Here is a 10,796-nt window from a genome sequence, read left to right as displayed (position 1 = left end):
TTACTTTTGGGCTCTAAAAGTAACGAAGAGAATGCGGTCAAACTGCATTCCAAAGATGAGAAAACCATTTCAAATGAAGATTGGATGGTTCCGAGTCCTTTCGTTCCTCAAGGTGACACTGGAAAGGTTAATGAAAAGAAGGTTTGTCCATCTTTCTTTAATTATGTCATTGAATCCTTCCTATTGCTATTCATTTTTTGTATTATGCAGTTTATTTTCCACTTTTGTGGACTTTATATTATTGAACATAAATATTTATTTATATGAAATTGTTAGCCGGAAAAACAGCCTTGATTACTGGGGCATCCAAAGGGATCGGTAGAAAAATTGCTGAAGTATTTGCCCAAAATGGAGCGAACGTTGCTTTCACCTACCTTTCTTCGGTAGAAAAAGGCCAAGCCCTAGAAAAAGAACTTGAACAATTCGGAACAAAAGTAAAAGGATACCGTTCTGACGCTTCTAAATTTGATGAAGCTGATAAATTAATCAATGATATCGTTGCTGATTTTGGAACCCTTGATATCGTCGTTAACAATGCCGGAATCACTAAAGATGGTCTATTGATGCGTATGACAGAGGAAAACTGGGACGATGTAATCAACATCAACCTGAAATCAATCTTCAACGTTTCTAAAGCTGCTTCCAAGGTGATGATGAAAAACCGCAAAGGTAGCATCATCAACATGAGTTCTGTAGTAGGTGTACAAGGAAATGCTGGACAAGCTAACTATGCAGCTTCTAAAGCAGGTATCATCGGTTTTTCTAAATCCCTTGCTAAAGAGCTGGGATCAAGAAACATCCGTACCAACGTAGTGGCTCCTGGATTTATCCGCACTGAAATGACTGATGTATTGGACCCTAAGGTTGTTGAAGGTTGGGAAGCTAATATCCCATTAAAACGTGCTGGTGAACCTGAAGATGTTGCCAATGCCTGTTTGTTCCTAGCTTCAGACCTCTCTTCCTATATCACTGGACAGGTGATCCCTGTTTGTGGAGGAATGTTATAAGATCGAAAGAATTTGAGTATAATTCTTCGGGTCAAGTTCTGGTCTCATTCGAGACATATTCGGAAATTTCGGAATATGTCTCGAATAAGGTCAAAGCTTGACCCGAACTTTTTTTATCTGTTTTTTGGGATTTTTGAAATTCGACGGTATTAAAAAAACATTTAATATTTGTTGTCGTATATTTGCAGCAATGGAAATTTCGGACAAAATATTCACTATTCAAAATGAAATAGACTTTAACAATTGTGCTGTTGAAATCTTTAGATTCCAAGCCAAGAACAATCTAGTCTATCAGCAATTTCTGGATATTTTAAAAGTGAATCCAGAAGCAATACAGCATTACCGTGAAATCCCTTTTCTCCCTATCCAATTCTTTAAATCGCAGGAAGTAATCATAGAAGGTTTGGAACCGGAAGTGACCTTCTCTTCTTCAGGTACAACAGGTATGATTACCAGCAAACATCTTGTCGCAAAGGGTGATTTGTATGTGAAAAGTTTCAGGAGAGCTTTCGAGCAATTTTATGGTAAGATCGAAGGCATCGCCATAGTAGCCTTATTGCCCTCCTATTTAGAGCGTTCAGGATCATCCCTGATCTATATGGTAGACGACCTCATTAACCGATCTAATCAACCCGAAAGTGGTTATTTCCTATACAACCATGAGGATCTGCAACGAACATTGAACAAACTCAAGGAGTCGGGGACCAAGACTGTCCTATTCGGAGTGACATATGCCCTATTGGATTTCATTGAGCAATACCGAATTGATTTCCCTGACTTGATTGTGATGGAAACAGGTGGGATGAAGGGCAAGAGAAAGGAAATGATCCGTGAGGAATTGCATCAGATATTATGTGAGGGGTTTAATGTGAAGAGCATACATTCTGAATATGGCATGACCGAATTGCTTTCTCAAGGCTATTCTGATGGTGAAGGTTTATTCCATACCCCAAACTGGATGAAAATCTTGATACGTGACACCAATGATCCCCTGTCTTTATTGGACAATAAAAAAACAGGAGCAATAAATGTCATTGATTTAGCCAATTATTATTCCTGTTCCTTTATAGCTACACAAGACCTTGGAAAGTTCCATACAGATGGATCCTTTGAAATCTTGGGTAGGTTTGACAACTCGGATATCCGAGGTTGCAATCTTTTAGTTCAGTAGCTTATTGCAAGCTTGGATCTTCAAAGGTGTTACCAGCATTGATATCGCCGGTATCATATCCTTTTTTGAACCAGTACATACGTTGTTCTGATGAACCGTGTGTAAATGATTCTGGATTAGATTGTCCATACGCTTGTTCTTGGATATGGTCATCACCTACAGCTGCTGCTGCACGCATTCCTTCAACGATATCATCATAAGTGATCTCTACATCGGTAGATTTATTTAAGTGATGTGCCCATACCCCAGCATAGAAATCAGCTTGCAGTTCGGTCATCACCGAGATTTTATTGTTTTCACGTTCGCTCAATTTTGCTCGCATGGCATTGGTTTGCGATAGAACTCCAAAAATATTTTGGATATGATGACCTACCTCATGCGCAATAACATAAGCTAAAGCAAATTCACCTTTTGCACCATATTTTTGAGATAATTCACGGTTAAAGCTGAGGTCAAGATATACTTTTTGGTCACCAGGACAGTAAAAAGGTCCATAAGCTGATCGACCAACACCACAACCACCAGTTTCGGTACCTTCGGTGTACACCACCATGGTTGGTTTGGGATATGATTTTCCATTTTCCTGAAAAATCTTGCCCCATACATCATCAGTACTGGCCAAAACTACATCAGCAAAATCCATTAATTTATCTTCTTCAGGCGTAGATTGATATTCACCTTGTTCATTGACTGTCCCTTGTTGCCCTGATCCTTGCATCTGGTTCAACAAATCATTAGGATCACCGCCCATTAAGAAGCCGATAATCAAAACGATAACACCTCCTATTCCCCCAAGAGTCATTTTCTGTCCACCGGACATCCCTCTACGATCTTCGATATTTCCGCCGCGGCGGCCGCCTTGCCATTTCATAAATATTTCTTTATTTAATTTTAGTTTGTTTTGGTTACACTACAAATTCTTTGCCATAGGTATTATCAGGTGATAATATTGGTTAAAGGTACAATTCATTCCCCTCATTTAAAATGCTTATCTTTGAAATCATTATATATTACCAAACATATGTTATTAGACGATCTGAAAAATAGAAGTGAGAGTCAATGCGAATTATGTCGCTCATCCGAAAACCTGGACATTTACGAAGTCCCTCCTGCTTCCAACCCTTCTTTAGATAACAGCATTTTGATATGTTCTGTTTGCAGAGCACAGATAGAAAAAACCGAACAGATTGATCCGGAACACTGGAAAGTCCTTGGAGATACCATGTGGTCAGAGCATTTGCCAGTTCAAGTTGTGGCTTGGAGAATGTTGAGCAGATTGAGAAATGAAGCCTGGGCAGCCAATAATTTAGATATCCTTTATTTAGATGATGAAACCCTAGAATGGGCTAAGAAAACTGGAGACCATGAAGCTGAAGCAACCGTAGAATTTCATCAGGATTCAAATGGCACCCGTTTGTTTGAAGGTGATACCGTGGTGCTTATCAAGACATTGGACGTAAAAGGTTCAAGCATTTCAGCGAAATTGGGTACCGTAGTTAAGAATATTAGACTTGTTCCTGACAATACCGAACAGATTGAAGGTAAGATTGAAGGGCAAACAATCGTTATATTAACAAAGTACCTGCGTAAAGGCTAAGCTTTTAGGCAGAAAGAAAAACATAGAACATGAAAAAATTATTATTCACCGCATTGATTGGGCTTGCCTGTTTACAGGTAAATGCGCAAGAAAAAATTGATGCAAAAAAAATGGAAGAGGTCATAGCAAAACCTCAAACCCAATTATTGGATGTGCGCACTGCTGCTGAATATGCCGGCGGACATATTCCAAATTCAGTAAATGTGGATTGGAACGAAAAAGAAAACTTCAAGGAGTCCATCAAAACGTTAGACAAAAATGAACCTGTTTATGTGTATTGCCTAGGTGGTGGAAGAAGCAAACAAGCTGCGGCATTACTGACTGAAAATGGTTTTAAGGTATATGACTATTCAGGTGGCATGATGGATTGGAGAAGTGCAGAAAAACCTGAGATTAAACCTGACAACGCTAAGGAAAGCAAAGGCTTAAGCACTGAAGATTTTGATAAGATCATCAATTCATCTGATCTGGTTTTGGTTAATTTTTCTGCTGTATGGTGCGCTCCTTGCCAGGAGTTGAAACCTACCATTGAAAAGATTGAAAAGGAACAGGCCGGAAAAGTTAAGGTGGTGAGGATAGATGCAGACCAGAACAAGGAACTGATGAAAGTTTTAAATGTCCGTGGCATCCCTCAACTATTACTTTTCAAAAAAGGTGAAGAAGCTTGGAATAAATCAGGCGTTGCAACCGAAGACGAAATACTAGCACAGATCAAAAAAGCGAAATAAAGAATCAAAAATTAGAAAAAGGTGAACCAAACTGTATTAATATCCGGAGCTGTCCTAGGAATTCTTTCCATTGTGCTTGGAGCATTTGGTGCTCATGCCCTAAAGAAGGTGTTATCTGAAGAAAGATTAAGTTCCTTTGAAGTTGGAGTCCGCTACCAAATGTATGCTGCCATTACTTTGCTGATCATTGGTTTTCATCTTGATTTCTCCAGTTCTATTGAAAACTGGGCATATTATGGTCTGTTTTGGGGATGTATCCTGTTTTCAGGAAGCATCTATATCTTGAGCTTTAAGGACCTTTTGAAATTCAATATGAAATTTATTGGACCTATCACCCCTTTGGGCGGTCTGTTGATGATCGTTGGTTGGCTAATGCTCCTAATTTCATTTATGAATTAAGAAACTGAAAAAATTAAAAATGCCCCGAAAAATTTTCGGGGCATTTTTTATAGTTCTTTATACCATTTCAAATACTGTTCAATGGCTTTTTTCTTGTCATCATCCAAATGGTAATTCAAATTTTCATTTAGATATTTATGATAATCAAAATTGGGGAAAATTGGCAAACCAGGAATGACATCATCGGGTCTTGAAACTCCATCAGCTAATGCAGCGTTGAATTTTTCCTCAAAACTATCAGGTAATTTCTTATTCGACACCCAGACGGCGTATGCGAATGGCAAGCCTGTCAACTCTTTCCAATAATGCCCCATATCATAGGCATATGGAACCTGCTCTTTTTTACCAAAGGTTCTGTCACCGATCAATACATAGGCATCAGCCGCTCCTTCCGTGACAATTTCCACATCTCTCTTCCAGTAATGCTTCAAGAGGATCCTAGCGAGACCATTTGAGGTCCTTGATTGCTTATCCAATAGCAGGGTATTGATTTCCTCAATAGGTTTCGTGGAGAAGATAAAAACTGAATCAACATAATCGGTTGAACCAATACAGTAATCACCGATATAATGGTATTCCTTTAGGTCGGTTAAGGCGGCAGTGGGAATAATACCCATATCAGATTCGTCGGCAATAACCTTACGAGCACATTCTGACGGATAATCTACAGAAAGCTCAATATCGTTCATTACATCTGAATTTCTTATTCCTTGCAAAAAGGGCAATGTATTGGTATAAGAAACTGCAGATATTCTAATCTTATTCATTTAACAAACCTTCTAAATGTTTTGTGTTGTAATAATCAACAATAGAAAAACTGTTGTTTTCATACTCTAATTTATATAGAGCGGTATTAGTGTGCGGAAAGTCATCCATTTTACATACAGGTACCTCAGTCAGGTGACAGAGCATTATCCGCATGGCACGACCGTGCATACAGACCAAAATCGTTTCTTCGTCTTCTTGCTCCAACATGTAATCAACGGCTTCTTTCTGTCTAAAGACAAGGGCATTTGGAGATTCCCCGTTTTCAATAGCAAGATCCAGATCATTGTTTTTCCAAGAGGTAACCACTTTATCAAATCCCGACAGGATATCTTCAGTCTGCTCCTGCCCTTCATAGATTCCCCAACTGATCTCATCCAAGCCCATCAATTGTTCCATTGGAACACCGTCTTTAAGGAAAGGAGAAACCGTTTGGTGGGTTCTCAATAAGGTTGAGGTATAAATCTTGTCAAAAGGGATATTTTTATATGCATCGTAGAAGGCTTGGGCCTGCTTAAATCCATTGTCATTCAATGGACTGTCCACTCCTCTACCTTGCACAATACCTTTTAAATTTAAATCGGTTTGACCGTGACGTATAAAATAAAATGTTTTCTTCAATTTAGCTCCGACTTATGAATTTACGACAGGCAAAGAATAATATTGTTTCTTTGGATTGGTTTCTTCAAATACAAAATCTTTATAATCTGTGACCACATTATAAAGGGTATCACGTTCAATCGGATGACGACCAACATTCTTGATCAATTCAACCAGTTCTTTCGTACTCATCGCAGGGGTCTGTTCTTCTGCACCTGCCATACTATAGATCTTGGTGGTATCATCCAATGTGCCATCGATATCATCTACTCCAAAACTTAGGGCCATCTGAGCCGTATTTCGAGAGATCATCGCCCAATACGCTTTGATATGGGCAAAATTATCCAGATAAATCCTCGCTATGGCATAATTCCTCAAATCTTCAATAACGGATACCTCAGGAACATGGTCCATTTGGTTATCCTTGTTTCTGAATTTCAATGGAATGAAAGTTTGGAATCCCCCTGTTTTGTCCTGCAATTCCCTTAAGCGTTCCATATGGTCTACACGGTGCCAGTATTCTTCGATATGACCATATAACATGGTTGCATTAGTATGCATTCCTAATTTATGTGCCTGCTCATGGATATCCAGCCATTGTTCTGCATTACATTTATCGTCCGCGATCTTCTCCCGTACTTCTGGATGAAAGATCTCAGCACCACCACCCGGCATGGAATCCAAACCACAGGATTGCATGAACTTCATACCCTCATAATGGCTCAATTTTGCTTTCTTGAAAATGTAGTAATATTCTACAGGTGTCAGACCTTTGATATGCAGGTCAGGACGATGCTCCTTGCAACGTCTAAAAAACTCAGCATAAAACTCAAGGTTTTGTTTAGGGACAACTCCCCCAGTGATATGGACTTCGGTTACAGGCTCGCCATCGTATTTTTTCACGATGTCCATCATACCATCAACATCCATTTCCCAACCTTCTGTCCTGTTCTTGATCAATCTCGAATAGGAACAAAATTTACAGTCATATACGCAGACGTTAGTTGGTTCAATATGGAAATTACGGTTAAAATAGGTATAATCTCCGTGCTTTTTCTCTCTGATATAATTTGCTAATACGCCTAAATATCCTAATTCTGCGTTTTCATAAAGGTATACACCTTCTTCAAATGTAATACGCTCGCTATTAAGTACCTTCTCTGCAATTAGCTTTAATTCATTCGATAAACTTTTGTCGTTCAATAAAAACGATAATTTTTCTGTTGCTTCCATTTCGCAGTCCTTACTATACAAATGTAGGAAAACATACCCGAAAAAGCTAAATTTTGGAGGTCTAAGCTTCTACAAATTGTTGCATATCAATCAGGCGTTTGTAAAGACCATTTTGAGCGATCAAGTTCAAATGCGAACCGACTTCAACAATTCGACCAGCTTCCAAGACGATAATTTTATCTGCATTTTGAATGGTACTCAAACGGTGCGCAATAACAACGGTGGTCCTATTCTCCATAAGTTTGTACAGGGAATCCTGCACAAGACGTTCAGACTCGGTATCTAACGCAGAAGTTGCCTCATCCAATAACATGATTGGAGGATTTTTCAAAACTGCTCTGGCAATACAGATACGCTGACGCTGTCCACCGGAAAGCTTGGATCCACGGTCACCGATATTGGTTTGGTAGCCTGCTTCGGTACCCATGATGAAATCATGAGCATTGGCAATCTTCGCTGCTTGGATTACCTGCTCTTCCGTTGCTTCTGCATTCGCAAAAGCTATATTATTGAATATCGTATCATTGAACAAGATCGACTCTTGATTAACCACACCGATTATTCTTCTTAGGGAATCTTGTTTTAGATCCCTGACATCGATCCCGTCTATCAATATTGCCCCCTGCGTAGCATCCATAAATCGAGGGATTAAATCTACCAAAGTTGATTTCCCTCCACCCGAAGGTCCCACGAGCGCTACAGTTTCACCCTTATTGATGGTTAGGTTAATATCTTGCAAGACTTGTGTTTCCTCATAAGCGAAGAAGACATTATTGAATTCAATCTTGCTATCAAAACGTTCGATATCCAAGGCATTCGGTTTATCTGCTACTTGATTTTTCTCATCGATAAGCTGCAATACACGTTCACCCGCAGCAATACCGTTATGAATATTGCTAAATGCATCGGTCAGTGCTTTTGCTGGGCGCATCACTTGAGAGAAAATGGCAATATAAGCGATGAATTCAGAGGCTTCCAGATCACCTTGACCACTTAAAACAAGGTGTCCGCCGTAAAGCAAGATTACCGCGACCATAGCCACGCCCAACAATTCGGATACTGGAGATCCCATCTGTTGACGGCGTACCATCCTACGGTTAATCTTTGCATATTCATCATTCTCCCAATTGAACCTTCCTTTAATGAATTCAACAGCATTGAATGATTTAATGATTTTTATACCGGACAAAGCTTCTTCCAATAAGGTAATCATATTGGCATAGATCTTTTGCCCCTGTTGGGCCTGATGCTTTAGGGTTTTAACGATCTTGGAAATAAAAAAGGCCGATACCGGAATGACCAATAAAGAAAAAACCGTCAGTTTTGCAGAAATCAGGAACAGCATGACCAAATAAGCAATCAATTGCAAGGGCTCCTTGAAAGCAACCTGTAAAGTTCCCGTAACGGAGAACTGAACTACCTGTACATCGGAAGCAATCTTGGAAATGATGTCACCTTTGCGTTGATTGGAAAAATAACCAAGGTGAAGGTTCATGACATTGTTAAAAACCGATTTTCTCAGATTTAACAAGGTATGTATCCTAAGGTTCTCCATAATCCTTTGAGAAAGGTACCTGAAAAGATTACTGATAAATACAGAAGCTACTATGACGATACAGACATATTTCAAGGCATTGTATGGACCTAAACGGTAGTTAAGGTCATAGGCAAAGTAATTGAAATAACCCATCACATCAAAGCCTTCAGGCTTGGCAATAGGTTCGATTACGGCATCTTGGGAATTAAATAAAGTATGTAATAGCGGTGCTAATAATGCTAAATTCAAGGTGCTGAACACCACCATTATCAAAGTACATATGATATAAGGAATAGCATATTTTTCTATGGGTTTCGCGAACGAGAGCAGTCTAAAGTATGTCTTCATGCAGATTACTAAGATTACAAATGTAATAAAAATTGTAATCTAAGCTGATTTTCGATCCTGATGGCATTGAATTGTTGCAAATAAATGTCAAAATCCAACCTATAAAGAACTTGGAACCCAAGCATCAAAATCACAATTAAATGGTTTTATATTCTTGACTGATTAATAAGATTTAGTTTTCATAATATTGATAGTTTTCCCGGGTAACAATATCAATCGGCATATATTGCAACTTAACAACCTTTCTTTTAGCAATAAAGAACTCATATAAGGCAAGAAAAGCCTTATAACCCTGTTCCAAAGGTTTCTGGCAGATCAAGAAATCAATGATGCCATCTTTCAGGAATTCAATGTTCTTGCTATGATAGCCATTGCCAACTAATTTGATATGATCTAAACCGCGATTTTTTAGGTAACTCGCAACAATATAGGCTCTTGAATTCGTCACATAGATAAGTTTAGGGTTTTTATTCAGCAAATAATCATCCATGAAAACGGAGAATTCATCATTTTCGTTTATTTCGATGTTAAAGCTGTCAATGGAGCAATTATAATGGCTGTCCAGAAAATATTGCTCGAATCCCCTGATCTTTTCTTCCAAATGCTGGATCGAATCTTTCTCCCTGACCACATTGACCACTAAAATCTCATCTTTGGGTTGAATAAGGTACTGGCATAAATGCCCTACTACCCTTCCTGATTGTTCAAGGTCTTGCCCGATATAGCTTAAGGGATGGACTTTAGGGACCTGAGATTCAATAAAGACAAACTGAATCCGCCTTTCTATACATTTTGCAGCAAATTCCCTTGTTTCGTTGATAAAAATGGGAACCACAATAACACCGTCTATATGCTTATTTAATAGCTCTTCACTTTGTTCTATGAAACTCAAACGGTCTTCTGTATCGAAGAAATAATAACGTAAGTCCACTCCGAAATCACCAAATTCAGAAAGGGCTTCCTTAATACCTGAAACAGGTGCATTCCATTGATCTGCCTCTGAGCATTCCTTGGGAATCAGGATACCAAATTTATATACTCTTTTGGACGCCAACCTTTTTGCAAGGATATTTGGTTTATAATCCATTTCCTTGATTATGGACAATATCTTTTCCTTAGTTTTTTGCGCTACGCCAGTTCGATTATGGAGGACTCTATCGACTGTGGCTATGGATACATTTGCTCTTCGAGCAATCTCTTTTACACCAGATAATTCAGATACTTTCATGCGTCTAGATAATTAAAGAAAATTTTTTACTCTTTGTTGTGTTACACTATCATTTAAACGAAAATACACTTTTAAATCTTTAATTATTATTTTCTTTAAAATTAATTTTACATGAACAGGTTTTTACATAGTAAAATCGTGGGTAAGACGACACTTAACAAAAATAATTGGTTAATCTTTGTA

The 10,796-nt window shown here is 38.6% G+C and carries 11 protein-coding genes; 5 read left to right on the top strand and 6 right to left on the bottom strand.

Annotation, left to right across the window (positions count from 1 at the left end; all coding sequences use genetic code 11):
- Positions 1 to 263: 263 nt before the first annotated feature.
- The gene (gene fabG / locus NMK93_RS08700) at positions 264 to 1,007 is read left to right on the top strand and encodes a 3-oxoacyl-[acyl-carrier-protein] reductase (protein ID WP_185211910.1); all 744 of its coding nucleotides are present in this window, start codon (positions 264 to 266) and stop codon (positions 1,005 to 1,007) included.
- 190 nt (positions 1,008 to 1,197) lie between these two features.
- Positions 1,198 to 2,178: an acyl transferase gene (locus NMK93_RS08695; RefSeq protein WP_254529997.1), complete on the top strand. Its 981-nt coding sequence runs from the start codon at positions 1,198 to 1,200 to the stop codon at positions 2,176 to 2,178.
- A gap of 1 nt (position 2,179) precedes the next feature.
- Here the strand turns inward: NMK93_RS08695 and NMK93_RS08690 are convergent, their stop codons facing one another.
- Positions 2,180 to 3,049 (bottom strand): neutral zinc metallopeptidase, encoded by an 870-nt coding sequence (locus tag NMK93_RS08690; RefSeq protein ID WP_185211908.1) that lies wholly within the window; start codon positions 3,047 to 3,049, stop codon positions 2,180 to 2,182.
- 150 nt (positions 3,050 to 3,199) lie between these two features.
- On the opposite strand from NMK93_RS08690, the gene NMK93_RS08685 reads away from it, so the two are divergent.
- The 3 genes from NMK93_RS08685 to NMK93_RS08675 are packed head-to-tail and all read left to right on the top strand — an operon-like array spanning position 3,200 to position 4,902.
- Positions 3,200 to 3,775 (top strand): alkylphosphonate utilization protein, encoded by a 576-nt coding sequence (locus NMK93_RS08685; protein WP_254529995.1) that lies wholly within the window; start codon positions 3,200 to 3,202, stop codon positions 3,773 to 3,775.
- A gap of 29 nt (positions 3,776 to 3,804) precedes the next feature.
- Entirely contained in the window at positions 3,805 to 4,503 is a 699-nt protein-coding gene (locus NMK93_RS08680; protein WP_185211907.1) for a thioredoxin domain-containing protein, read from the top strand.
- A 21-nt stretch (positions 4,504 to 4,524) separates the two neighbouring features.
- The gene (locus tag NMK93_RS08675; protein WP_185211906.1) at positions 4,525 to 4,902 is read left to right on the top strand and encodes a DUF423 domain-containing protein; all 378 of its coding nucleotides are present in this window, start codon (positions 4,525 to 4,527) and stop codon (positions 4,900 to 4,902) included.
- A 47-nt stretch (positions 4,903 to 4,949) separates the two neighbouring features.
- Here the strand turns inward: NMK93_RS08675 and NMK93_RS08670 are convergent, their stop codons facing one another.
- From NMK93_RS08670 to NMK93_RS08650, 5 genes are all read right to left on the bottom strand, one after another.
- The gene (locus NMK93_RS08670) at positions 4,950 to 5,669 is read right to left on the bottom strand and encodes a menaquinone biosynthetic enzyme MqnA/MqnD family protein (protein ID WP_254529993.1); all 720 of its coding nucleotides are present in this window, start codon (positions 5,667 to 5,669) and stop codon (positions 4,950 to 4,952) included.
- Positions 5,662 to 6,288, bottom strand: a complete 627-nt coding sequence (locus NMK93_RS08665) for a histidine phosphatase family protein (protein ID WP_185211904.1) — start codon at positions 6,286 to 6,288, stop codon at positions 5,662 to 5,664. Before NMK93_RS08665 ends, NMK93_RS08670 begins: the two co-directional genes overlap by 8 nt.
- Positions 6,289 to 6,300: 12 nt before the next feature.
- Positions 6,301 to 7,500, bottom strand: coding sequence for an aminofutalosine synthase MqnE (mqnE, locus tag NMK93_RS08660; protein WP_254529991.1), 1,200 nt, complete (start codon positions 7,498 to 7,500; stop codon positions 6,301 to 6,303).
- A 61-nt stretch (positions 7,501 to 7,561) separates the two neighbouring features.
- Complete coding sequence (locus tag NMK93_RS08655) at positions 7,562 to 9,385, bottom strand: ABC transporter ATP-binding protein (RefSeq protein ID WP_185211902.1); 1,824 nt, start codon at positions 9,383 to 9,385, stop codon at positions 7,562 to 7,564.
- A 172-nt stretch (positions 9,386 to 9,557) separates the two neighbouring features.
- Positions 9,558 to 10,613 (bottom strand): substrate-binding domain-containing protein, encoded by a 1,056-nt coding sequence (locus NMK93_RS08650; protein ID WP_185211901.1) that lies wholly within the window; start codon positions 10,611 to 10,613, stop codon positions 9,558 to 9,560.
- Positions 10,614 to 10,796: the final 183 nt, after the last annotated feature.

Source organism: Sphingobacterium sp. LZ7M1, from assembly GCF_024296865.1.
Lineage (GTDB): Bacteria > Bacteroidota > Bacteroidia > Sphingobacteriales > Sphingobacteriaceae > Sphingobacterium.
Note: the sequence above shows the minus strand (reverse complement) of the source record. Positions and strands in the feature narration are given on the sequence as shown.